Origin of the sequence: Actinotalea sp. JY-7885 (genome assembly GCF_014525465.1) — a bacterium.
GTDB lineage: Bacteria > Actinomycetota > Actinomycetes > Actinomycetales > Cellulomonadaceae > Actinotalea.
Genome location: NZ_JACEXH010000034.1, coordinates 1 through 21,630 on the forward strand (window position 1 = coordinate 1; position 21,630 = coordinate 21,630).

General features: G+C 74.6%; 27 protein-coding genes and 1 tRNA gene. 17 read left to right on the plus strand and 11 right to left on the minus strand.

All coding sequences use genetic code 11. The features are described 5' to 3' along the window. The 3 genes from IDM29_RS05050 to IDM29_RS05060 form a co-directional block, all read left to right on the plus strand. Positions 1-213, plus strand: a 213-nt coding sequence (locus IDM29_RS05050; RefSeq protein ID WP_188037262.1) for a hypothetical protein, incomplete at its 5' end; no start/stop codon positions are given. Between the two features lie 339 nt (positions 214-552). Beyond that, entirely contained in the window at positions 553-1,152 is a 600-nt protein-coding gene (gene recR / locus IDM29_RS05055) for a recombination mediator RecR (protein ID WP_182112283.1), read from the plus strand. A gap of 7 nt (positions 1,153-1,159) precedes the next feature. Beyond that, positions 1,160-1,762, plus strand: a complete 603-nt coding sequence (locus IDM29_RS05060) for a DUF5063 domain-containing protein (protein WP_182114314.1) — start codon at positions 1,160-1,162, stop codon at positions 1,760-1,762. A 12-nt stretch (positions 1,763-1,774) separates the two neighbouring features. Here IDM29_RS05060 and IDM29_RS05065 read toward each other — a convergent pair whose 3' ends face one another. Next, positions 1,775-2,254: an SSI family serine proteinase inhibitor gene (locus IDM29_RS05065; protein ID WP_182112282.1), complete on the minus strand. Its 480-nt coding sequence runs from the start codon at positions 2,252-2,254 to the stop codon at positions 1,775-1,777. Between the two features lie 138 nt (positions 2,255-2,392). On the opposite strand from IDM29_RS05065, the gene IDM29_RS05070 reads away from it, so the two are divergent. Together IDM29_RS05070 and IDM29_RS05075 are read left to right on the plus strand one after the other, a co-directional pair. Continuing rightward, positions 2,393-3,667 carry an aspartate kinase gene (locus tag IDM29_RS05070; RefSeq protein WP_182112281.1) on the plus strand — a complete coding sequence of 425 codons (1,275 nt, stop codon included), beginning with the start codon at positions 2,393-2,395 and terminating at the stop codon, positions 3,665-3,667. After that, on the plus strand, positions 3,664-4,743 hold the full coding sequence (locus IDM29_RS05075; RefSeq protein WP_182112280.1) for an aspartate-semialdehyde dehydrogenase: 1,080 nt from the start codon (positions 3,664-3,666) through the stop codon (positions 4,741-4,743). Before IDM29_RS05070 ends, IDM29_RS05075 begins: the two co-directional genes overlap by 4 nt. A gap of 31 nt (positions 4,744-4,774) precedes the next feature. On the opposite strand, the gene IDM29_RS05080 is transcribed toward IDM29_RS05075, so the two are convergent. Further along, the gene (locus tag IDM29_RS05080; protein WP_182112279.1) at positions 4,775-5,158 is read right to left on the minus strand and encodes a DUF3592 domain-containing protein; all 384 of its coding nucleotides are present in this window, start codon (positions 5,156-5,158) and stop codon (positions 4,775-4,777) included. Between the two features lie 143 nt (positions 5,159-5,301). Here IDM29_RS05080 and IDM29_RS05085 point away from each other — a divergent pair, with 143 nt between their 5' ends. The 6 genes from IDM29_RS05085 to IDM29_RS05110 all read left to right on the plus strand — a co-directional run bounded on the left by IDM29_RS05085 (position 5,302) and on the right by IDM29_RS05110 (position 9,865). Continuing rightward, a complete protein-coding gene (locus IDM29_RS05085) occupies positions 5,302-5,706 on the plus strand; it encodes a GntR family transcriptional regulator (RefSeq protein ID WP_182112278.1) in 405 nt (134 codons plus the stop codon). After that, positions 5,703-6,578, plus strand: coding sequence for an ATP-binding cassette domain-containing protein (locus tag IDM29_RS05090; RefSeq protein ID WP_182112277.1), 876 nt, complete (start codon positions 5,703-5,705; stop codon positions 6,576-6,578). The genes IDM29_RS05085 and IDM29_RS05090 overlap by 4 nt, the downstream gene beginning before the upstream one ends. Next, positions 6,575-7,309: a hypothetical protein gene (locus IDM29_RS05095; protein ID WP_182112276.1), complete on the plus strand. Its 735-nt coding sequence runs from the start codon at positions 6,575-6,577 to the stop codon at positions 7,307-7,309. Before IDM29_RS05090 ends, IDM29_RS05095 begins: the two co-directional genes overlap by 4 nt. 10 nt (positions 7,310-7,319) lie before the next feature. Further along, positions 7,320-8,024, plus strand: coding sequence for a hypothetical protein (locus tag IDM29_RS05100; protein WP_182112275.1), 705 nt, complete (start codon positions 7,320-7,322; stop codon positions 8,022-8,024). A 70-nt stretch (positions 8,025-8,094) separates the two neighbouring features. Then, on the plus strand, positions 8,095-9,075 hold the full coding sequence (locus tag IDM29_RS05105) for an ABC transporter ATP-binding protein (RefSeq protein WP_182112274.1): 981 nt from the start codon (positions 8,095-8,097) through the stop codon (positions 9,073-9,075). Position 9,076: 1 nt separating this feature from the next. Beyond that, a complete protein-coding gene (locus IDM29_RS05110) occupies positions 9,077-9,865 on the plus strand; it encodes an ABC transporter permease (protein ID WP_182112273.1) in 789 nt (262 codons plus the stop codon). 15 nt (positions 9,866-9,880) lie between these two features. Here the strand turns inward: IDM29_RS05110 and IDM29_RS05115 are convergent, their stop codons facing one another. The 4 genes from IDM29_RS05115 to IDM29_RS05130 form a co-directional block, all read right to left on the minus strand. After that, on the minus strand, positions 9,881-10,378 hold the full coding sequence (locus IDM29_RS05115; RefSeq protein ID WP_182112272.1) for an NUDIX domain-containing protein: 498 nt from the start codon (positions 10,376-10,378) through the stop codon (positions 9,881-9,883). 75 nt (positions 10,379-10,453) lie between these two features. After that, positions 10,454-10,527: transfer RNA gene (locus IDM29_RS05120), tRNA-Pro, on the minus strand. Positions 10,528-10,580: 53 nt separating this feature from the next. Next, positions 10,581-11,507 carry a metallophosphoesterase gene (locus tag IDM29_RS05125; protein ID WP_182112271.1) on the minus strand — a complete coding sequence of 309 codons (927 nt, stop codon included), beginning with the start codon at positions 11,505-11,507 and terminating at the stop codon, positions 10,581-10,583. Between the two features lie 57 nt (positions 11,508-11,564). Continuing rightward, the gene (locus IDM29_RS05130) at positions 11,565-13,979 is read right to left on the minus strand and encodes a transglycosylase domain-containing protein (RefSeq protein ID WP_182112270.1); all 2,415 of its coding nucleotides are present in this window, start codon (positions 13,977-13,979) and stop codon (positions 11,565-11,567) included. Positions 13,980-14,069: 90 nt separating this feature from the next. On the opposite strand from IDM29_RS05130, the gene IDM29_RS05135 reads away from it, so the two are divergent. Both IDM29_RS05135 and IDM29_RS05140 read left to right on the plus strand, forming a co-directional pair. After that, positions 14,070-14,237 carry a DUF4177 domain-containing protein gene (locus tag IDM29_RS05135; protein ID WP_182112269.1) on the plus strand — a complete coding sequence of 56 codons (168 nt, stop codon included), beginning with the start codon at positions 14,070-14,072 and terminating at the stop codon, positions 14,235-14,237. Continuing rightward, positions 14,234-14,713 carry a RidA family protein gene (locus IDM29_RS05140; RefSeq protein WP_182112268.1) on the plus strand — a complete coding sequence of 160 codons (480 nt, stop codon included), beginning with the start codon at positions 14,234-14,236 and terminating at the stop codon, positions 14,711-14,713. Before IDM29_RS05135 ends, IDM29_RS05140 begins: the two co-directional genes overlap by 4 nt. A 35-nt stretch (positions 14,714-14,748) precedes the next feature. Here IDM29_RS05140 and IDM29_RS05145 read toward each other — a convergent pair whose 3' ends face one another. Together IDM29_RS05145 and IDM29_RS05150 are read right to left on the minus strand one after the other, a co-directional pair. After that, positions 14,749-15,426 carry a Crp/Fnr family transcriptional regulator gene (locus tag IDM29_RS05145; RefSeq protein WP_304518597.1) on the minus strand — a complete coding sequence of 226 codons (678 nt, stop codon included), beginning with the start codon at positions 15,424-15,426 and terminating at the stop codon, positions 14,749-14,751. A 76-nt stretch (positions 15,427-15,502) separates the two neighbouring features. Next, positions 15,503-15,904, minus strand: a complete 402-nt coding sequence (locus tag IDM29_RS05150; protein ID WP_182112267.1) for a hypothetical protein — start codon at positions 15,902-15,904, stop codon at positions 15,503-15,505. Positions 15,905-16,029: 125 nt separating this feature from the next. On the opposite strand from IDM29_RS05150, the gene nth reads away from it, so the two are divergent. Next, positions 16,030-16,752 (plus strand): endonuclease III, encoded by a 723-nt coding sequence (nth, locus tag IDM29_RS05155; protein ID WP_182112266.1) that lies wholly within the window; start codon positions 16,030-16,032, stop codon positions 16,750-16,752. Between the two features lie 7 nt (positions 16,753-16,759). Here nth and IDM29_RS05160 read toward each other — a convergent pair whose 3' ends face one another. Both IDM29_RS05160 and IDM29_RS05165 read right to left on the minus strand, forming a co-directional pair. Continuing rightward, the gene (locus IDM29_RS05160) at positions 16,760-17,686 is read right to left on the minus strand and encodes an alpha/beta fold hydrolase (protein ID WP_188037263.1); all 927 of its coding nucleotides are present in this window, start codon (positions 17,684-17,686) and stop codon (positions 16,760-16,762) included. Between the two features lie 49 nt (positions 17,687-17,735). Further along, a complete protein-coding gene (locus IDM29_RS05165; RefSeq protein ID WP_182112264.1) occupies positions 17,736-18,512 on the minus strand; it encodes a response regulator transcription factor in 777 nt (258 codons plus the stop codon). Between the two features lie 130 nt (positions 18,513-18,642). Between IDM29_RS05165 and IDM29_RS05170 the strand changes: the two genes are divergently transcribed. Next, positions 18,643-19,377, plus strand: coding sequence for a hypothetical protein (locus tag IDM29_RS05170; RefSeq protein WP_182112263.1), 735 nt, complete (start codon positions 18,643-18,645; stop codon positions 19,375-19,377). 18 nt (positions 19,378-19,395) lie between these two features. Here IDM29_RS05170 and IDM29_RS05175 read toward each other — a convergent pair whose 3' ends face one another. Then, positions 19,396-19,788 (minus strand): DsrE family protein, encoded by a 393-nt coding sequence (locus tag IDM29_RS05175; RefSeq protein ID WP_182112262.1) that lies wholly within the window; start codon positions 19,786-19,788, stop codon positions 19,396-19,398. A 157-nt stretch (positions 19,789-19,945) separates the two neighbouring features. Here IDM29_RS05175 and IDM29_RS05180 point away from each other — a divergent pair, with 157 nt between their 5' ends. Together IDM29_RS05180 and IDM29_RS05185 are read left to right on the plus strand one after the other, a co-directional pair. Beyond that, positions 19,946-20,470, plus strand: coding sequence for an FABP family protein (locus IDM29_RS05180; protein WP_182112261.1), 525 nt, complete (start codon positions 19,946-19,948; stop codon positions 20,468-20,470). Then, positions 20,467-21,579: a folate-binding protein YgfZ gene (locus IDM29_RS05185; RefSeq protein ID WP_182112260.1), complete on the plus strand. Its 1,113-nt coding sequence runs from the start codon at positions 20,467-20,469 to the stop codon at positions 21,577-21,579. Before IDM29_RS05180 ends, IDM29_RS05185 begins: the two co-directional genes overlap by 4 nt. Positions 21,580-21,630 lie beyond the last annotated feature (51 nt).

The following is a 21,630-nucleotide window of genomic DNA, read 5'->3' on the forward strand; positions in this document are numbered from 1 at the left end:
GGGGCGCCGCGCCAGCCGCTGCGCGTCCCCGAGGGCGCCCGCCCGCGCTTCCAGCAGGACGCGCCCGCCGCCGTCCGCCGCCCCGAGGACGACGGCGACGACGCCAGCCCGGACGACCCCGACCTGCTCTCCACCGGGCTGGTCGGCGCCCCGTTGGTGGCGCAGATGCTCGGCGGCACGGTGGTCGACGAGATCATCGAGGACTCCCGCTAGCCGCACAGACCCAGGTGCGACCCGCCGCACCGCGCCGCGCGCCCTGGCGACGTCGCACCGCCGTCGCGTCACGCCGCGCGGCGACCTCGCGCTGCCGTCGCGTCGCCCGCTTCGACGGAGGGTTGCACCCGCTCCGCGGCCACAACCCTCCGTTCCCGTTCGTGCGCCGGTGCCCGCGATGCCGGTGCTCGTCGCGCGCGCCGCGTCCGCCGGGGCGGAGGGTTGTGGCCGGCCCGCGGGCAGAACCCTCCGCGTCCCTGGCTGCGTGCCTGCGTGCCCGTGGTGTCTCCCGTGCGCGGCGTCGGCGCCGGGTCGGTGCCGACCACGTAGGCTGGCCGGGTGTACGAGGGTGCGGTCCAGGATCTGATCGACGAGCTCGGGCGACTGCCCGGGGTCGGTCCCAAGAGCGCCCAGCGCATCGCGTTCCACCTCCTCGCGGCGGACCCCGCCGACGTGCGGCGTCTCGCCGACGCCCTGACCGAGGTCAAGGCGCGCGTCCGCTTCTGCAGCGTCTGCGGCAACGTGTCGCAGGAGGAGCTGTGCCGCGTCTGCCGCGACCCGCGCCGCTCCACGGCGGTCATCTGCGTCGTGGAGGAGCCGAAGGACGTCGTGGCGATCGAGCGCACGCGCGAGTTCCGCGGTCGGTACCACGTGCTCGGCGGCGCGATCAACCCGATCGACAACGTCGGCCCGGACGACCTGCGCATCAAGGAGCTCATGTCGCGCCTCGCCGACGGCACGGTCACCGAGGTGATCCTCGCGACCGACCCGAACGTCGAGGGCGAGGCCACCTCGACCTATCTCGCGCGCCTCCTGGTCCCCATGGGGCTGCGGGTCACGCGTCTCGCCTCCGGGCTGCCGGTCGGGGGCGACCTGGAGTACGCCGATGAGGTCACGCTCGGGCGTGCCTTCGAAGGACGGAGGCAGATCAGTGCCTGACATCCCCATGATCCCGCGACCGAGGCAGGACGAGCCCGCCGACGTGCCTGCCGGCGCCCCGGCCGACCTGCGCGAGGTCGCGCACTCGATGGCCTCGGAGTCGCGCAGCTTCCTGACGACCGTCACCGAGGTGGGCGCGAACGCCAACCCCGACGCCGCCATCGCCCTGCTGCTGCTCGCCGTGTCCGACGTGCTGGCGGCGGGCGCGCGCCTGGGCGCGATGGTCGACGTCGTCCCGGTCGAGCGCTTCGAGCCGGACCTGGGTCCGGACCCCGACCTCGACCCGCTGCGCGCCGCGCTCGAGAACGTCCTCGACGGGATCGACGACTACGCCGAGGTCGATGACCCGGTGCTGGGAGGCGACGTCGTCACGTCGTCCGTCTCCGGCGACCTCATGCTCATCGCGGGGTCGCTCGCCCAGGGCCTGCGGCACCACGCCGCGGGCCGCGTGACCGAGGCCCTGTGGTGGTGGCAGTACTCGTACCTGTCCAACTGGGGCGAGCGCGCGTCCGCCGTCCTGCGCGTCCTGCAGACGGTCCTCGCGCACCTGCGCCTGGACGTCGACGACGACGTCGCCGCCGAGGCGGAGTTCCAGGCCCTGCACCCCTGAGGGCAGGGCTGGTCACATCCCGCCGCCCGCGGCCGGGAGCAGCGGCACCAGCGCGTCCCAGCGCGCGATCTCGCAGCCGTCGGTGAGCGAGAACCGCGCGCTGACCGGCGCCCCGTCGACCGTGCCCTCCACCGTGGCGACCTGCGGTCCGCCCCACTGCTGCGTGCACATGACGTCCGGCGGCGTCTCGGCGAGGCCGGCGGTGCCCACGGCCGCCAGGGCCGCGCAGGCGCCCTCGGGGTCGGGGTGGTCGCCGCCCGCCGGGTCGCACGTCAGGGTGAGGGTGGTCGTCGCGCCCGAGCCGGTCTCGTCCACCGTCACGGTGAGCGAGGCCGCGCCGACGGCGGCCGGCGTGGGGTCGCCCGACGGCGTGGGGGTCGCCGGTGCCGTCGCGCCCGGCGTGGGCGTCGGCTCGGGATCGCCCGCGTCGGCGCAGCCGACGAGGCCCAGCGCGGCGGCGGCGGCGAGGCAGGTCAGCAGGCGCGTCCTCATGCCCCCCATCCTCCCCCCACCGCCGCGGCCCACGCCTCGGACACCCGGATGTCCGAGGCGTGGGCCGACCTATCATTCGAGGGTCGGATCCCGTGCGTGATCCGGTCGCACCCCGTCTCGACCTCCCGGAGCTCCACCGTGGCCCTGATCGTGCAGAAGTACGGCGGGTCGTCCGTCTCGGACGCCGCCGCGATCAAGCGCGTCGCGAAGCGGATCACCGAGGCGAAGCGCGCCGGCGACGACGTCGTCGTCGTCGTCTCGGCGATGGGTGACACGACGGACGAGCTCATCGACCTCGCGAACGAGATCACGCCGCTGCCGCCGTCGCGCGAGATGGACATCCTGCTCACCGCCGGGGAGCGGATCTCGATGTCGCTGCTCGCGATGGCGATCGCCAACCTCGGCGTGCAGGCGCAGTCGTTCACGGGTCAGCAGGCCGGTGTCATCACCGACGCCGCGCACGGGCGCGCGCGGATCGTGGACGTCAAGGCCAACCGCATCCGCCAGGCGCTCGACGCGGGCAACGTCGCGATCGTCGCGGGCTTCCAGGGCGTCACCGAGAGCACGAACGACGTCACGACGCTGGGCCGCGGCGGCTCGGACACGACCGCCGTCGCCATCGCCGCGGCCGTGGGCGCCGACGTCTGCGAGATCTACACCGACGTCGACGGCGTCTTCACCGCCGACCCCCGCATCGTGCCGACGGCACGCAAGCTCGAGCGGGTCACCTACGAGGAGATGCTCGACCTGGCGGCGAGCGGGGCCAAGGTGCTCATGCTCCGCTGCGTCGAGTACGCCCGCCGGAACAAGGTGACCATCCACGTGCGTTCCTCGTTCTCGGGGCGCGAGGGCACGTTGGTGACCGACCAGCCCGTCGAGGGAGAGGGACCCATGGAGCAGCCGATCATCTCGGGTGTCGCGCACGACCGCAGCGAGGCCAAGGTCACGGTGGTCGGCGTCCCCGACGTGCCCGGCACCGCCGCGCGGATCTTCGAGATCGTCGCCGGCGCCGAGGTCAACATCGACATGATCGTGCAGAACGTGTCGGCGGCGTCCACCGGCCTGACGGACATCTCCTTCACGCTCCCGGCGAGCGACGGACAGCGCGCGACGGCGGCGCTGAGCGCCGCGCAGGACCAGATCGGGTTCGCCTCGCTCCAGTACGACGACACGATCGGCAAGCTCTCGCTCGTGGGCGCCGGGATGCGGTCGCACCCGGGCGTCTCCGCCAAGCTCTTCGGGGCGCTGCGCGACGCCGGCATCAACATCGAGATGATCTCGACGTCCGAGATCCGCGTCTCGGTCGTGACGCGCGCCGACCAGCTCGACGACGCCGTGCGCGCCGTCCACACCGCTTTCGACCTCGACTCCGCCGACGGCGAGGCCGTCGTGTACGGGGGGACCGGACGATGACCACGAACCAGACCAGCACCACCGCACCCGGCCTCCGGGTCGCCGTCGTCGGCGCGACCGGGCAGGTCGGCGCCGTGATGCGCCGCCTGCTGGACGAGCGCGACTTCCCGCTCGCCTCCATCCGCTTCTTCGCCTCGGCGCGCTCGGCCGGCACGACGCTGCCGTGGCGCGGCACCGAGGTGGTCGTCGAGGACACGGCCACGGCCGACCTGTCCGGCATCGACGTCGCGCTGTTCTCCGCGGGCGGGGCGACGTCGAAGGAGCACGCGCCGCGCTTCGCGGCCGCCGGTGCCCTCGTGATCGACAACTCGTCCGCGTGGCGCCGCGACCCGGAGGTCCCGCTCGTCGTGAGCGAGGTCAACCCGGACGCGGTCGACCGCGCGGTCAAGGGCATCATCGCGAACCCCAACTGCACCACGATGGCCGCGATGCCGGTCCTCAAGCCGCTGCACGACGAGGCGGGGCTCGTGCGCCTCGTCGTCTCGACCTACCAGGCGGTCTCGGGCGGCGGCCTCAAGGGCGTCGCCGAGCTCGAGACCCAGGTCCGCGCGCTCGAGGGCGCCGACATCGCGGCCCTGACGCACGACGGCGGCGCTGTCGCCTTCCCGGAGCCCGGGATCTACGCGCGGCCCATCGCCTTCAACGTCCTGCCGATGGCGGGCGCCCTCGTCGACGACGGCTCGTTCGAGACCGACGAGGAGCAGAAGCTCCGCAACGAGAGCCGCAAGATCCTCGACCTGCCCGAGCTGCGCGTCGCGGGCACCTGCGTGCGGGTGCCGGTCTTCACCGGTCACTCGCTGTCGATCAACGCCGAGTTCGAGCGGCCCCTGTCCGTCGAGCGCGCGACCGAGCTGCTCGCGGCGGCCCCGGGCGTCGAGCTGAGCGACATCCCGACGCCGCTGCAGGCCGCCGGCCGGGACCCGAGCTTCGTCGGGCGCATCCGGGCGGACCAGAGCGCGCCGGAGGGGCGCGGGCTGGCGCTCTTCGTCAGCAACGACAACCTGCGCAAGGGCGCGGCGCTCAACGCGGTGCAGATCGCGGAGCTCGTCGCGGCGAAGCGGCTCGCCACGGCCTGACGGCCCGGCCCGGCGTCCCGGCCGGGCGGTCTCAGCTGCCCAGGCGCAGCAGGAACAGCAGGAGCAGGGCCCCCATCGTCGCGAGCGCGACGCCGTAGGTCGTCGTCGCGCTGCCCGGGCCGAGCGTCACGTCGTGCGGGCGCTGCGGGTTGACGTAGACCGTGACCGCGTCGCCGACGGTCAGGCCCCGCAGGCCGTAGATCGGTCCGGCCGAGAGGCGGGCGGACAGGGTCTCGCCGTGCGGGGACGGGTACTCGACGGTGACGCGGGGCGGCTGCGTCATCCACGACCGGTCCACCACCCGCCCGGGCACGGGCACGCGGCGCGACGCGAGCGCGGACCGCACCATGAGCAGCCCTCCGACGAGGAGTCCCAGCGCGATCAGCCCGAGGGGCGAGAAGAGGAAGAAGCTCACGCGCGGACCTTACTGGCCGCGCGCCCTGAGGGAAGCCCGCGCAGGGCGCCGGGGCGCACGACGGGATCCGTCCTTGCGCCCCGGTCGGTTCCGTGGTTCATTACTCCTGTAATGAACCACCCAAGCGGCGGGAGGACGTGACCGTGTTCGACGGACGCGACCCGATCTACCTCCAGATCGCCGACCAGATCCGGGGCGACATCCTCGACGGCACCCTCCGGGAGGAGGAGCAGGTCATGTCCACGACGCAGTACGCGACCACGTTCCGCATCAACCCCGCGACCGCCGCCAAGGCGTTCACCGAGCTGGTCGACGAGGGAGTGCTCTACAAGCGCCGCGGTGTCGGCATGTTCGTCGCACCGGACGCGCGCGCCCGCCTCCTGGCGGGGCGGCGCGAGCGGTTCTTCGCCGACGTCGTCGAGCCCGTCGCGGCTGAGGCGCGGCGCCTCGAGATCCCGGTGGAGGACGTCGTCGCCCACCTCCGGGCCCTCGCCGCCGACCCCGTCCCCGCGAGCCCGTCCCCGACCACCGAGCAGGAGACCCGATGAGCTTCGGAGTCGAGGTCCGTGACCTCACCGTCCGCTACCGCCGCACCACGGCGATCGACGGCGTGAGCCTGACGCTCGAGCCCGGCCGCATCCACGGCCTGCTCGGCCGCAACGGCTCGGGCAAGACGTCGCTGCTGTCCGTGCTCGCCGCGTTCCGTCCCGCCACGAGCGGCACCGTCCTGGTCGACGGCGAGGACCCGTTCGAGAACGCCCGCATCATGGCCGGCACCTGCCTCGTCCGCGAGAGCGGCGACCACATGGACGAGAAGGCGCGGACGTCGCTCCAGATCGCCGAGGCCGTGCGCCCGACGTGGGACGGCGAGCTCGCCGGACGCCTCGCCGAGCGGCTCCAGGTCCCCCTGGACCGCAAGCCGGGCGAGATGTCGCGCGGGCAGCGCTCCGCGCTCGGCGTCGTCGTCGGGATCGCGTCGCGCGCACCGCTGACCATGCTCGACGAGTCCTACCTCGGGCTCGACGCGCCGTCGCGCTACGCCTTCTACGACGAGCTGCTCGCCGACTACGCCGCCCACCCGCGCACGATCGTCGTCTCGAGCCACCTCATCGAGGAGGTCGAGCGCCTCTTCGAGAGCGTCGTCGTCCTCGACCGGGGGCGCGTCCTGCTCGCCGACGACGCGGACGCCCTCCGGGCGCGGGGGGCGACCCTGACCGGCCCGGCCGACGTCGTCGACGCGTTCCTCGACGGGCGCAGCGTCCTCGAGCGCCGGACCCTGGGCCGCACCGCCGCGGTGACCGTCGACGGCGGGCTCGACGCGGACGCACGACGTCGCGCGCGCGAGCTCGGCCTCGAGGTCGGGCCCGTCCCGCTGCAGGACCTGTTCGTCCACCTCACGACGTCCGGGGAGCGCCGATGAGCGCCGTCGCGCCGTCCTGGTCCCTCACCGGCCCGGCCGCCCGCGCGACGCGCCTGTGCCTGCGCAGCCAGCTCGCCGTCTGGGGCTGGTTCTGGTTCACGCTCGTGGTCGTCGGGATCGGCGTCGCCGCCGCGGCCCTGCGCTTCGACGTGCTCGAGCTGAGCGCGTGGGGCTACCTCAGCACCGCGACCCGGTGGTTCGCCTTCGCGATGCTGGTCTTCGTCACGGCGGGCGCCGCCGGTCCCTTCGTCGCCAACGGCCTGACGCGCCGCGCGTTCGTCCGGGTCCTCGCCGCCGTCCTCGTCGTGACAGCCGCCGCCTTCGCCGTCCTGTGGACGGCCGGCCACGCGGTCGAGACGGCGGTGTTCCGCTCGCGCGGCTGGCCCACGGCGGTCGAGGGTCACCTCTACGCGGACGGGGCGCAGCTCGGTCTCGTCGCGCTCGAGGCGCTGCTGGCCATGCTCGCCTACGGCGCGTCCGGCGCGCTCGTCGGCGCCGGCTACTACCGCGGCGGCGGCTGGTCGGGGACGCTCGCGCTGCCCCTGACCCTGCTGCCGGTCGCCGTCGCCCAGCTGCTGCTCTCGGGCGGCTGGAGCCTGGGTTCCCTCGAGCTCGCTGCCGGCGTCGCCGTGCCGCTGCGCGCGCTCGGAGCCCTCCTGGCAGCCGTGCTCGGCCTCGTCGCCGTGCACCTCGTCCTGCGCCGCGTGCCTCTGCGCCGGCCGACCACCTGAGGAGGAAGAGATGACCACCGTCGCGCTGTCCCGCTCGCGGAGCGGGTCCCGGGTGCTGCGCGCGAGCGCACAGCTCCTGCGTCGTCACGCGGTCGCCTGGGCCTGGTACTGGGTGCTCCTCGCGGCCGTGGTCGTCGTCATGGCGCGCACGCCGCTGCGGGTCGAGGTCGACGCCGCGGGCATGTGGAGCACCGTCGACTCCGCGCCCCGCTGGTTCGCGTTCGCCATGCTGCTCTCCCTGGTGCCCTCGGGCCTCGCCGCGCACGTCGCGAACGGGCTGACCCGCCGCGCCTTCGCCGACGTGCTCGTCGCCGTCGCCGTGGTCACCGCCCTGGCCGGCGGCGTCGCCTGGGCCGTGGGGGCCGCCGTCGAGGCGGCCGTCACGGACACGACGGGCAGGCCCGTGCTCCCGCTCATCCTCGAGGCCGCCGCGCACCTCGCCGCCTACGGCGCGGCCGGGACCCTGGTGGGGGCCGTGTACTACCGCGCCGGCGCGTGGTGGGGCACCCTCACGCTGCCCCTCACCGTCGGCCCGGCCGTCGCGGCCGAGACCTGGGTCGCGTCCGGGTGGCAGGGCGAGGTCGGGGCGGCGCTGGGCTGGCCCTCGCTCACGGGTCCCGCCACCACCCTGCTGCCGGTCGGGGTCGCCGCGCTGCTCCTCCTCGCCACGCGGATGGTCCTGAGCCGTGCCGCGATCCACCGTCCGGGGAGCTAGGCGCCCGGCCCTTCCCACCCGTCCGAACCACGCCCTCCGACAACCGCACCGCCGACCCCCGGGAGACACCGTGCACACACAGCCCGACCAGTCCGAGCCCGCACCGGCCGTCGCCGACCCGGAACCCGCGCACGACGTCGTCGTGCAGGTCGAGCACCTGCGCAAGACCTACCGCGACAAGGTCGCCGTCGCCGACGTCTCGTTGACCGTCCGCCGGGGCGAGATCCTCGGCATCCTGGGCCGCAACGGCGCCGGGAAGACCACGACCGTCGAGTGCCTCGCCGGCCTGCGGACCCCCGACGCCGGCACCATCCGCGTGCTCGGCCTCGACCCGACCCGCGACGGTCCCGAGCTGCGCCAGCGGCTCGCCCTGCAGCTGCAGGAGAGCGAGCTCCCGGCCAAGATCCGGGTGCGCGAGGCGGTCGAGCTCTACGCGTCCTTCTACGCGGACCCGGCCGACCCGGCCGAGCTGCTGCGCGACCTCGGCCTCGCCGACAAGGCGGAGGCGCAGTTCGCCAAGCTCTCCGGCGGCCAGCGGCAGCGACTCTCGGTCGCGCTGGCGCTCGTCGGGAACCCGGAGGTCGCGATCCTCGACGAGCTGACCACCGGGCTCGACCCACAGGCGCGGCGGGACACCTGGTCCGTCATCGAGCGCATCCGCGACCGCGGCGTGACCATCCTGCTGGTCACCCACCTCATGGAGGAGGCCGAGCGGCTCTGCGACCGGATCGTCGTCATCGACGACGGACGGGTCGTGGCGACGGGCACGCCCGCCGAGCTCGCGACGGCCGCCGCGGCCGACGTCGTCCTGCGGTTCCGGGTCGTCGGCGACGTGGTGGGTGGCCTGGGGGCCGCCGGGGCCACCGTGACCGGCCCCGGCGTCGACGGGCGCTACGAGGTCCGGGGCGGCGAGCACGTGGTCCAGGACGTGCTCGTGGCCGTCGACCGCGCGGGCGCCCGGGCCGTGGACCTGCAGCTCGAGCGCGGGTCCCTCGAGGACGCCTTCGTGTCCCTCACCAGCAGGTCCACCACGTCCCAGCCGGAGGTCTGACATGTCCGCCACCGCCACCGCCACCGCCACCGCTCCCGCCGTCCTGGCACGGCTCACGGCCGTCGAGGCGCGACTGCTGCTCCGCGACCGCGGCACCGCCTTCTTCGGGCTCCTGTTCCCGGGCGTGCTCCTGACCGTGCTCGGGCTCGTGATGCCCTGGGCCGACGAGCCCGTGGACGCGACCGACCCCGTGCTGAGCCAGGTCACCACGATCACCGCCTACGCACCGATCGTGCTCTCCCTGGCGATCGGCACCGCCGCGCTGTCGACCTTCCCGACGGTGCTCGGCACCTACCGCGACAAGGGGGTGCTGCGCCGCCTGTCGACGACGCCCCTGCCCCCGTCACGGGTGCTCGTCGCCCAGCTGCTCGTCGCCCTCGGGTCGATCGTGGTCGCGGGCGTCCTCGCCGTCGTGCTCGGGGCGGTCGTGCTCGGCATCGCGATGCCGTCGCAGCCGCTCGTGCTGCTCGCCGCGTTCGTGCTCGGCGCGACGTCGGCGCTCGCCCTCGGCTGCCTCATCGCGGCCCGGGCGCGCACCGCCGGCGCGGCGACCGCGGCCGGCATGGTCGCCTGGGTCGCGTCCATGTTCTTGGCGGGCGTCTGGCTCCCGCTGCCGCTCATGCCCGACGTCGTCGCGACGATCAGCGCGTGGACGCCCGTCGGGGCCGTCTCGCAGGCCATGGCGACGGCTTGGTACGGGACGGGCGTGCCGGCCCAGGAGCTGCTGGCGATGGCCGGCTGGACGGCCGTGTGCGTGCCGCTGGCGGCGAGGTTCTTCCGCTGGTCCTGAGCCCGGGCCGTCCGCTCAGCGGGCGAACCACGGGTCGGGTGCGGCGCCCTCGGCCCGGGCCGCGATGTACGCCAGCGTCCGGTCGATGCGCTCGCGCGAGCTGGGCGTCAGCGGCTCGGGCAGCGCGCCGGGGGCGAACCACCCGACCTCGAGGGACTCGTCGTCGGCCACGTGCGCCTCACCGGCCACGGGCCGGCACCAGAAGCACGTGTCGAGGTACTGCGCCTCGTCGCCGTTGGGGTAGCGGACCCGCTCGCTCACGGACACCGCGGTGAGCGCGACGACCTCGACGTCCACGCCCGTCTCCTCGCGCGCCTCGCGCACGATCGCGACGCCGGGCTCCTCGCCGGGCTCGAGGATGCCCGAGACGACGGCCCAGGCGCCGGTGTCCGCCCGGCGGCCCAGGAGCAGGTGCCCGCGCTCGTCCACGACCACCCCGGAGACGCCCGGCAGCCACAGCATGTCGGTGCCGATGCGGGCACGCAGGTCGGCGACGAAGTCGGGGATCGGCATGCGGGCGACTGTAGCCCGGGGACGACGAAGGCCCCCGGGCGGCGTCTCCGCCGGCCCGGGGGCCTTCGTGCACTGTCGGGGTGACAGGATTTGAACCTGCGCCCTCTTCGTCCCGAACGAAGCGCGCTACCAAGCTGCGCCACACCCCGTGGAGCCTGACAAGGATAGCCCAGCCCGAGGGTGCCGGTGAACCGCGTCCCGCTCAGCGGGTCGCGGCGGTCAAGGTGAGCAGGCTCGCCTCCGGACGGCACGCGAACCGCACGGGCGCGTAGGGCGAGGTCCCCAGGCCGGCGCAGACGTGGAGCCACGTCGAGTCCGCGCCGTCGGGCTCGTCCGGCCGCGCGCCCGGCCAGCCGTGCAGCCCTTTGGCCCGGCCGCGGTCCAGGTCGCAGTTCGTCACCAGCGCGCCGAGGAACGGCACGCACAGCTGGCCGCCGTGCGTGTGGCCCGCCAGGACGACGTCGGCGCCGTCGGCGTGCATCGCGTCCAGGACCCGGCGGTACGGCGCGTGCGTCACCGCCAGCCGCAGGTCGACGGGCGAGTGGTGGCTCCGGGTGACGGCGGGGAAGTGGTCGCGGTCCAGGTGCGGGTCGTCCACGCCGACCAGGCTCACGCGGCGACCCGCGACGTCGACGACGTCGCGCCGGTTGGTCAGGTCCTTCCAGCCGGCGTCACGCAGCGCGTCGGCGAGCGCGTCCGCGGGCAGGGCCACGTGGTCCCGCCGCAGGCTCCCGCGGGCGTCGCGGCGCAGGTACCGCGCCGGGTTCTTCGGCACGGGCGCGTAGTAGTCGTTCGAGCCCATGACGAATGCGCCGGGCAGGGCCATGAGCGGCTCGAGCGCGTGCAGCAGCGGGGCCAGCGCGTCGACGTGCGCCATGTTGTCGCCCGTGTCGACGACCAGGTCGGGCTCGAGCGTCGCCAGCGACCGTACCCAGGCGATCTTCCGCTCCTGGCTCGGCACGAGGTGCAGGTCGGAGATGTGCAGCACCCGCAGGTCCGCCGCGCCAGCGGGGAGCACCGGCAGCGTGAACCGGCGCAGCGTGTACCAGTGGGCCTCGGCGGCGGCCCACGCGAGCGCGCCGACGCCGAGCGCGCCGACGACCCCGGCCGTGCGGAGCATCCGGCTCATCCGCGCACGCCGGAGGAGGCCGCGACGCGGTGCAGCAGGGGGGAGCCGCCCACGGCGTCAGCCGTCGCCGTCGCGGTCGTTCTCCTCACCGCCACCACCGGGCGGTGGAGCCACCGCGGCCGGGTCGGGTCCCTGAGAGATCTGGATGGTGACGACGGAACCGCGGGTGGCCGTGCTGCCGCCCCCGGGCGAGGTGCCCGCAGCGGTGCCCGGTGCGTACTGCGAGAACACGGGGGTGGGATCGACCTGCGGCCGGAAGCCCGCGCCGGTGACCTGCGACTGCGCCTGCTCGGGCGTCATGCCGCCGACGTCGGGCACGCGCACCTGCACGCCCTCGACCTGCTGCCGGCTGGCCTCGGCGAAGGGGACGGCCGGGACGCCGTCGAGCGCCCGGGTCATGAACCGTGACCACGTCGGCGCCGCGATGGTCGAGCCGTACGCGTTGCGGACCCACTTGCCGTTGATCGTCATCCGCTGCACGGGACGCATGGTGTCGGGGAAGCCGACCCACACGGCCGACGCGAGCTGCGGCGTGTACCCGACGAACCAGGTGTACTCGTTGTGCGAGGTGGTCCCCGTCTTGCCCGCCGAGGGTCGCCCGGGAGGCGGCGTGACGTCCTTGGCGGTGCCGCCCCAGACGCCGCTGAGCGCGAAGTTGATCGCCGCGGCGATCTCCGGCGAGATCGCCTGCCGGCAGTTGGGCTGGGGCACGGGCAGCGAGACGCCGTTGGTGTCCACGATGCTCGTGATCGCGATCGGCTCGCAGAACACGCCGTTCGCGGCGAAGGCGGCGAACGCCGAGGCCATGGTCAGCGGCGCGATCTCGGTGGACCCGAGGACGTTGGACGGCACGACGTCGACCGGGTCGCCGTTGGCCTTGTGGACTCCGAGGTCGGCGGCGGTGTCGAAGATGCCGCACAGGTCGAGCTCGCTCGCCATCCGGATGTACCCGGAGTTCACGGACCCGCGCGTCGCCTGCAGCACGCTCATGACGCCGCCGGGGCCCTCGGCGTTGCCGAACCTGTACGGGGGCTGCCCGTTGAAGACGGCACCGCACGACGGCGAGTTGAACTCGCGCATCGGGTACTCGAGCTTCCGCGCGTCGATCGTCTCGTTGAGGCTGTGCCCCTCCTTGAGCCACTGCACGAGCGTGAAGGGCTTGAACGTCGACCCGGGGTGGAACCCGCCCGAGGAGCCGTAGGCCTTGTCCGTGTTGTAGTTGACCGCCGTCTCGCCCGGGCCGACGACCTGGGCGCTGTTGAAGATGCGGTTCTGCGCCATCGCCACGACCTTGCCCGTGCCGGGCTCGACGACGGAGATCGCCGACGCGACGCCGGACGGGTCGAGCACGGGGATGCCGTTCTTGACCTCCTCGTCCGCGGCCTGCTGGAGGCTCGGCACGAGGGTGGTGTTGATCGTCAGGCCGCCGTTGAGGAGCAGCCGCTGCCGGTCGGCCGGCGTCTCGCCGAAGGCCGGGTCGTTAGCGATGATCTTCGTGACGTAGTCGCAGAAGTACCCGGCGTTGAAGACGGCGTTCGCCTCGACGCACCCGAGCTTGGAGCTGCTGACCACGAGCGTGTCGGTGAGCGGGGTCGCCACCCCGGCGTCGTGCTCCTCCGCGGTGATGTAGCCCTCGCGCAGCATGAGGTCGAGCACGAGGTTGCGGCGGCTCTGCGCGGCCTCGGGGTTGCGCACGGGGTCGTAGTCGCTCGGCGCCTTGGTGACGCCGGCGATCGTCGCGGCCTGGAGGTAGTTGAGGTTGGCGGCCGAGGTCGAGAAGAAGTGCTGGGCGGCGGCCTCGACGCCGTACACGGACAGCCCGAACTGGGAGATGTTGAGGTAGGCCTCGAGGATCTCGTCCTTGGTCATGCGCTCCTCGAGCGAGAGCGCGGTCTTGGCCTCCTGGAGCTTGCGCGCGTAGCCCGGTATGCCTTCCGTCTCGCGCGCGGCCTCGATCGCCGCCAGGCGCTCCTCCTCCGTGTCCGCCGTGAGGGCGGCCTGGATCAGCGCGTTCTTGACGTACTGCTGGGTGAGCGTCGAGCCGCCCTCGAGCTCGTCGCTCGTGAGGTTCTTCATCAGCGCTCGGGTCATGCCCTGCAGGTCGACCCCGCCGTGCTGGTAGAACCGCCGGTCCTCGGTCGCGACGACGGCGTTGCGCATGTGGACCGAGATCTGGTCGAGCGGCACCACGATGCGGTTCTCGCTGTAGAAGGTGGCCAGCACCGTGCCGTCGGCCGCGTGGATGACCGACTTCTCGGAGAGGGTCACCTGCTCGAGGTCGGCCGGGACCTCGTCGAACAGCCGCACACCGGTGTCGGTCAGGGTGCTCGTGGTCGCGACGGCGGGCATGACGAGGCCCGCCGACAGCAGCCCGCCCACGGTGGCCATGAGCAGGAACGCGAGGAGGAGGCCGAGGGCCTGGAGCACGTTGACCTGCCGGCCCCGAGGCCGAGCGGACGCAGAGGACACCATGCTGCACACACTACGGGAGGCCGTCGCGTCGACCCGGGTGTCGCGGGCGCCCCGGTGTGAAGGCTTCGTGGACGCCGGTACGGTGCACGCATGGCCACCACGTGGGAGTACGCGACCGTTCCCCTGATCGTCCACGCCACCAAGGCGATCCTCGACCAGTGGGGCGCGGACGGCTGGGAGCTCGTCCAGGTCGTCACGGGCCCGGACGGCAACGGCCTGGTCGCGTACCTCAAGCGCCCGACCGGCGGCGACGCGTGAGCGAGCACGGGGGCGTCGGCCGCCGGCTCGCGGAGCTCGGCCTGAGCCTGCCCGCCGTCGCGGCCCCGGTGGCTGCGTACGTGCCGGCGGTGCGCAGCGGGTCGCTCGTCTGGACCGCGGGCCAGCTCCCGTTCGTGGACGGCGCGCTGCCGGTCACCGGCAAGGTGGGCGAGGGCGAGGGGCTCGTGCCGCCGGCGCGCGCGGCCGAGCTCGCGCGGACCGCGGCGCTCAACGCCCTCGCGGCCGTCGCGGAGCAGGCGGGCAGCCTCGACCGCGTGCGTCGCGTCGTCAAGGTCGTGGGCTTCGTGGCGAGCGACCCGGCCTTCACGGGGCAGCCGGCCGTGGTGAACGGCGCGAGCGAGCTGCTGGGGCAGGTCTTCGGCGAGGCGGGCAAGCACGCCCGCAGCGCCGTGGGCGTGGCCGTCCTGCCGCTGGACTCGCCCGTCGAGATCGAGCTGGTCGTCGAGCTCGCCTGACCGCAGAGCTCGCTTGCCGCAGAGCGGCCGGTCCGTCAGCGCGCCCGGCGCTCGAGCCGGTCGATGTCGAGCAGCACGATGGCCCGGCCCTCGCGCCGCACCCAGCCGCGGGCGGCGAAGTCCGCGAGCGCCTTGTTGACCGTCTCGCGCGACGCCCCGACGAGCTGCGCGAGCTCCTCCTGCGTCAGGTCGTGGGCGACCCGCAGGCCGTCGGTGACCTCCTCGCCGAACCGCGTGGACAGGTCCAGCAGCGCCTTCGCGACGCGTCCGGGCACGTCGGAGAAGACGAGGTCCGCGAGCGCCTCGTTCGTCCGGCGCAGCCGGCGGGCGAGCGCCTCGAGCAGGTGCTTGGCGACCGCGGGGTAGCGCTCGAGCCACGTGATGAGCTCGGCGTGGCTGAGCTCGTACAGCGTCGCGTCCGCCACGGCCGTCGCCGTCGCCGTGCGGGGGCCGGGGTCGAACAGCGAGAGCTCGCCGAACATCTCGCCCGGTCCGAGGATCGAGAGCAGGTTCTCGCGGCCGTCGTTCGACCGGCGACCGAGCTTCACCTTGCCGGTGCCGATGACGTACAGGCGGTCGCCGGGCTCGCCCTCATGGAAGACCGCGTGCCCGCGCAGCAGGCGCAGGGGCGTCATGGAGGCGTACAGGGCCTGCGCCGCGTCCTTGTCGATCGCGGCGAACAGGGGGGCCGAGAGCACCACGTCGTCGTCCACAGTCCCTCGTTCCACGTTGCCGTTCACCAGCGTCGCTCGCCGAGCGACATCCTCATCCTGCCTCACCCGGAAGGGGTCAGCGAGCGTCGGGTGCCATCGCGTCGGCGAGGCAGGCCTGGCGGGCCGTCGTCTCGAGTGCCGCGTCGAGCGCCGCGCCGTACGCGGCGAGCCGCTGGTCGAGGTGGCGCAGGTGCTCGAGGAGGGCCACCGGGTCCTGGTCCCGCGGCGTGGCCACGGTGACCGCGCGCACGAGCTCCTGCGGCGCGGGCAGCGCCATCTGGGCCTCGGGCAGCAGGTCCCAGGTCATCGCACCGACGTGGTCCGGGGGTGCGAGTGCGGCGACCGCGAGGTCGAGGCGGGCGCGGACGAGCCGGCGCCACCGGGCGAGCTGGGCGCGTTCGGTGCGCAGGGCCGCTCGCGTCGAGCGTGAGCCGACCGTCGACGGGATCGTCCACTCACCGGACACGTGCCCTGCCATGCCGTCCTCCTCCCGCGGCCGCCGCGGGCCGATACCCATCGATCGTCCGTCGGCCGGATGATCTTGAGGCGTTCCCGGACGGTTTCACCCCTTCGGGCGTCGTCGGGCGTGCGTAGGGTGTCGCCATGGCCGAGCCGACCCCGCTGGGGCTCACCCGCCGCGCGCGGCGGGTCAACCGCCTGCTCGCCGAGCGGTACCCGACGGCGCGGTGCGAGCTCGACTTCCGCACGCCGCTCGAGCTGCTGGTGGCGACGGTGCTCTCGGCCCAGACGACCGACGTGCGCGTGAACCAGGTCACCCCCGTCCTGTTCGCCCGCTACCCGGACGCCGCGGCGCTCGCGTCCGCGGACCGCGGCGACCTCGAGGAGATCCTGCGGCCGACGGGGTTCTTCCGCGCCAAGGCGGCGTCGGTCACGGGGCTCGCGCAGGCCCTGGTCGAGCGGTACGACGGCGAGGTCCCGGCGCGGATGGCGGACCTCGTCACCCTGCCCGGCGTCGGCCGCAAGACGGCGAACGTCGTGCTCGGCAACGCCTTCGGGATCCCCGGCCTGCCGGTGGACACGCACGTGGGGCGCGTCGTGCGGCGCCTGGGTCTGACCGCCGACGAGGACCCGGTGGTCGTCGAGGCCCAGCTCTGCGCCATGATCGAGAAGCGCGAGTGGACGATGTTCTCCCACCGCGTCATCTTCCACGGCCGGCGCACGTGCCACGCGCGTCGGCCGGCGTGCGGTGCGTGCCCGCTGGCACGCCTGTGCCCGTCCTACGGGATCGGGGAGACCGATCCCGCGCGCGCCGCGGCGCTGGTCAAGGACCCCGACCTGGCCCCCGCGGAGCCGACCGGGGCGTGAGCCCGTCTCAGGCCGTGGGCGCGGGCAGCGAGCCGAGCCAGTCGACCAGCAGCTCGGTGGTGCGCTCCGGCGCCTCCTCGGCGAGGAAGTGGCCGGCGCCCGGCACCGTCTCGAACCGGTAGGGCCGCCCCGCCTCGCCGCGCGCCGCGCGGACGGGCAGGCACCGGTCGGCCGTGCCGTGCACCTGCAGGACGGGCACCGGGACCGGCTCGCGTACCGCCGCGAGGTAGCGCTGACCGTCCATGCGCGGCGTGGACCGCACGAGCCAGCGCAGCGTCTCCATCGCGGAGTGCGCTGCGAACGGCACCTGCATCGCGAGCCGGTAGGTCCGCGCGACGTCGGGCGTGAGCCAGCCGGGAGCGCCCCACTCGGTCAGCACGCGCTCGGTGAGGTCGCCGCGCGCCATCGACTGCTCCGGGAACCACGGCAGCTGGAAGAAGGCGAGGCGCCGGGCGGCCGTGGACCGCAGCATCGCCACGGCGAGGGCGGGGGAGTGCATCCGCGCCGGGTGTGGCGCGGAGAACGCACCGACCGCGCGCGTCAGGTCGGGGTGCAGGGCGGGCATGGACCAGGCGACGGCGCCGCCCACGCCCTGGCCGACGACGACCGCTTCCTGGGCGCCCAGCGAGCGGATGACGCCCGCCACGTCGCGGGCGAGCGTGGGCACGTCGTAGCCGAGCGGCGGCTTGTCCGAGGCGCCGGTGCCGCGCAGGTCCATGGCGGCGACCCGGTAGCCGGCGTCGGCGAGCGCGGGGATCTGGTGCCGCCACGCCCACCACGTCTGCGGGAACCCGTGCAGGAGCACGACGAGGGGGGCGGGTGCGTCCGCCCCGGCCGCGGGACCGGCCTCGGCGACGTGGAACCGGGCGCCGTTGGCGGCGACGAACTGGTGCCGCCAGGGGCCATCCAGGAGCACGACGGACTGATCGGTCACGCGCGCCAACCTATCCCCGCCCGTCCCGGCACCGGTACGGGCGGGCGCCTCACCCGGCGAGGTGCTGGTCGTCGGGTGCGCCGGCGGTCAGCTCCGCGGCGTCCGCCGCGAGCCCGCCCGCCGCGGCGCCGCCGTCGCGGTCCGCGCCGCGCCGGTGGGGCGGGTCGAAGCGGTAGCCCACGTTGCGGACGGTGCCGATGAGCTGCTCGTGCTCGGGACCGAGCTTGGCGCGCAGCCGCCGGACGTGGACGTCGACGGTGCGCGTGCCGCCGAAGTAGTCGTAGCCCCACACCTCCTGGAGCAGCTGCGCGCGCGTGAAGACGCGGCCCGGGTGCTGGGCGAGGTACTTGAGGAGCTCGAACTCCTTGTAGGTGAGGTCGAGCGGCCGGCCCCGGACGCGTGCGGTGTAGCCGCCCGCGTCGATGGTCAGGTCGCCCGAGGAGATCTCCTCGACGTCCTCGACCGGGTTGGCCGCACCGGAGCGCTCGATGACGAGCCGCAGGCGGGCCTCGACCTCGGCGGGCGACGCGTCCTCGAGGAGGATGTCGGCCGCGCCCCACTCGCCCGTGACGACCGTCAGGCCGCCCTCCGTGAGCACGAGGACGAGCGGCACCGTGAGGCCGGTGGCGCGCAGCAGCCGGCACGTCGAGCGTGCCGTCGCGAGGTCCCGGCGGGCGTCGAGGAGCAGGACGTCGGCGTCGGGCGCGTCCAGGAGCGCGGACGGCTCGACCGGCAGCACGCGGACGCGGTGGGAGAGTAGGCCAAGGGCCGGGAGCACCTGGACGGAGCCCCCAGCACTGGGTGTCAGGAGCAGCAGGTCTGCCACCGCCGGTCACCTCCTGCGGACGAGGTGGCATCACGGTACAGCCGCGGCGGTGGGTGCGGTGCCACGACAACGCCAGGCGGACGATCTGCGAGACTCTGGCCGTGCTCTCGGCCCCGGACCCCACGATCTGATGGACCTCTCGACCCGTACGGTGCTCACCGCTGCCGTCGCCGCGATCGTCGGCGGGGCGGCCGTCGTGGGCGGCCCGGCGCTGGTCGCCGGGGCCGGTCTCCTGGCCCTCGTGCTGGCCGTCGGCTGGCCCGTGCTGCTGGACCTGCCGTCGCGGCTGGGCAGCGGGGTCGTCATCGCGCTCGGCGGGGCGGGCGGCGTCGTGGCGGTGACCGCGACGCAGGGCGCGCCCGTGCTGCGGGCGCTGCCGATCGTCATCGCGCTCGCGGTCCTGCTGGCGTTCGCCAACGAGCTCGCGCGGCAGGACGGGCGCACGCGCCTCGTCGAGTCGGTCACCGGGACCGTCGCGGGCGTGCTGGTCGCCTCGGCCGCCGCGGGCTGGGTCGCGGCGGGCCGGACGCCGGGCGGCGCGTCCCTGGTGGTCAGCGGCGCGTTCGCGCTCGCCGTCGGCGCGGCCGTCTCTGCCGTCCACCTCGGGGGCTGGACGGCTGCCGCGGTGACCACGACCGCCGCGGTCATCGCGGGCGGTGCGGTCGGTGCCGTCATGCCGGGCACCGACATCGTCTCCGGAGGGGTGCTGGGGCTCGCGACGGGGATCCTCGTCGCGTCCCTGCACGTGCTGTTCGACCGGCACCCCGTGCTCAGCAAGCGGTGGGCCGCGCTCGCCACGATCGTGCTGCCCGTCTCGGTCAGCGGGATCCTGGTCTACGTCGTCGGCCGCGTCCTGCTGGGCTGAGCCGGTCCGGGCGCGGCCTCAGTAGACCAGCGCCTGCGCCCCCGGCCGCAGCGACTCCTCCACGAACGTCGCGGCGCCCGCGACGCGGACACCGGGCACGACGTCGTCCGGGCCGATGCCGCGGCGCGCGGCGCACTGCGTGCAGACGGTCACCGTGCCCGCCGCGAGGACCACGTCGAGCAGGTCGCCCAGCGGGGTCGCGTGCTCGAGCGCGACGTCGGACGTGCGCCCGGGCAGCGCGAGCCACGCCGCCTCCCCGGTGAGCCACAGGCTCACGTCCGCGCCGGCCGCGACCGCCGCCGCCGCGACCGTGAAGGCCTGGTTGCACGCCTCCGGGCGGTCCGCGCCGGAGGTCGTCTTGACCACGAGCGACCGCGCGGCCGCGCGAGGTGGGGGAGTCGGCGTCGTCATGCGGGCAGCGTAGGCGCGGCGCCCCGGCCGGGCGCTTAGGATCGGGGCATGGTGGCCCTCGAGATCTTCTTCATCGGCCTGCTGGTCGCGTCAGCGCTGACGATCGGCTGGTTCGCCTTCTACGTGGTCTACAAGCTCTTCAAGGGCCAGCGCTGACGTGTCCTTCGTCCTGCCCGAGGGGCTCGCTCCCGAGGTCTACCCGCTCGCCTGGCTCGTCGGCCGGTGGCGCGGGGAGGGCGTCGTCGTCTACCCGAACATCCCCGAGACGCCGGTCGTCCAGGAGGTCGTCGTCGACCACGACGGCGGCCCGTACCTGCGGTGGACGAGCACCCTGCGCCTGGGGGCCACGGAGGGTGAGCCGGAGGGGCGCGTCTGGGGGACCGAGTCGGGCTTCTGGCGCGTCCCGGCCGACAGGCCCGAGGGGATCCCGGAGGACCGCCACCCGGTGGAGCTGCTGCTCGTCGACCCGGCCGGCCACCTGACGCTGTACTTCGGCATGGTGGGCAACGGTCGGATCGACCTCGCGAGCGACCTCATCGCGCGCACGCAGGACGCGGCCGAGATCTCGCGCGCGACCCGGCTGTACGGCCTCGTCCACGGCGAGCTCATGTGGACGTGGGACCTCGAGGCGTTCGGCCAGCCGCTGCAGTCGTACGCGTCGGCGCGCCTGGTGCGGCAGTGACCGCCTGGCGCAGCCCGCTCCTCGCGCGACCGGGTGCGGTCGAGGGCGCCGGGCCGGACGCCGGCGTGGCCTGGCACTACGGCGACCCGACGGCGGAGCAGCGCGCGCTCGCCCACGGCGGCGCCGTCGTGGACCTCTCCCACCTGGGCGTGGTCACGGTGACGGGGCCCGACCGCCTCACGTGGCTGCACTCGATCACCTCCCAGGATCTCGCCGCGCTCGCGCCCCGCACGTCGACCGAGACGCTGGTCCTGAGCCCCCACGGCCACGTCGAGCACGCGGCGGGCGTGGTGGACGACGGCACGACGACGTGGCTGCTGACCGAGAGCGCGCCCGCCCTCGCGGCATGGCTCGACTCGATGCGGTTCATGATGCGGGTCGAGGTCGCGGACGTCACCGACCGCTGGGCGGCCCTGGGCGAGCCCGTCGACGCCGAGGGCGGCGAGGCCGAGCCCGTCACCTGGCGCGACCCGTGGCCGCGGACCCTCGCGGGCGGCACGCGCTACGGCCCGCCCGACGCCGAGCACCCGGGCGCCGAGCGTCCCTGGCGCGTGGTGCTCGTGCTGCGCGACGGCCTCGAGACGGCCGTCGGGGCGCGCGAGGCCGCGGGCTGGCGTCTCGCCGGCACCTGGGCGTCGGAGGCGGCGCGCGTCGCCGCGTGGCGCCCCCGGGCCGCGACCGACGTCGACCACCGGACCATCCCGCACGAGCTCGACTGGCTGCGCACCGCCGTGCACCTGCACAAGGGCTGCTACCGGGGGCAGGAGACCGTGGCGCGCGTGCACAACCTCGGCCGCCCACCGCGCCGGCTCGTCATGCTGCACCTGGACGGATCCGGTCACCTGCTGCCCGTGGCGGGCGCCGAGGTGAGCGCCGACGGCCGCGCGGCCGGGGCGGTCACGTCCGTCGCCCGGCACCACGAGCTCGGCCCGATCGCGCTCGCCGTCGTGAAGCGCAGCGTGGACCAGGACGCCACGCTGACCGTCGCGTGCGAGGGCGGCGACGTCGCGGCCGGGCAGGAGGTCGTCGTCCCGGGCGACGGGGTCTCGGTGGACCGGCCGGCCCCCCGCGCGCCCGTCGCCCGCGGGCTCTCGCCCCGCACCCCCTGAGCCCCGGCGCCGCGACGACCGTGGGGACGCGCTCGTGACCTCGGCCCGCGT